Source organism: Caballeronia humi (assembly GCF_001544475.1).
GTDB classification, from domain to species: domain Bacteria; phylum Pseudomonadota; class Gammaproteobacteria; order Burkholderiales; family Burkholderiaceae; genus Caballeronia; species Caballeronia humi.
Map to the genome: position 1 here is coordinate 1 of NZ_FCNW02000240.1, position 632 is coordinate 632.

Below are 632 nucleotides of genomic sequence, written 5' to 3' on the forward strand. Positions count from 1 at the left end.
GATCGATGGATCGTTAAAGCAAAGACGGACTTGGACTTCAATCGCTGGCGATGCCGAGCGGGCACGCAGATCGACGCTGGTCGCGATGAGCTCATTCTGTCGATGGCAAAAGGGTTGCGACGTCTCCAACCAATTCTTGCAGATTTGAGTATCAGGGCAATTTATTGGGGCGGAGTATCGGAATGGTTCGATTTCCTCGACTCGGCCACGGGCTCCCATCATCCAGTGCATTGCATAGCCGATATCGATCGTCACGCGTTGGAGACCTTCATTCGCTGGCTACAGAGGCGACCCGCCAGGACTAAGAGTGGGCGACTGTCGCCAGCAACCGCGCGGTCGCTTTACGTGGGCCTGAAAACGGTGCTCATGCAGTGTGTGGCGACAGGCGAGCTTCGAAGAGACTGCTTCGCGCGACAGCCGTTTCCAAACGCTGGACGAGCCTACAAGTCGCCCCCGCCCTATACGAAAGAAGAAATGCAGGCCCTCTTGGGGGCACTGGCGAACGACCTGCGAGCGATCCGCACCGGCTCCTTCGTCGGCACTCACGCGGATCGAATGCTGGTGTACTTCCTTCTTGTTGCAGCCAGAACAGGCCGGAATCCAACTTCGCTCTGCGAGATGACGCGCGACGC

The 632-nt window shown here is 58.2% G+C and carries 1 protein-coding gene; it reads right to left on the reverse strand.

Features of this window, described 5'->3' with window-relative positions; genetic code table 11:
* A partial coding sequence (locus AWB65_RS37595; RefSeq protein ID WP_235008143.1) for a hypothetical protein occupies positions 1 to 255 on the reverse strand: 255 nt, incomplete at its 3' end.
* Positions 256 to 632 lie beyond the last annotated feature (377 nt).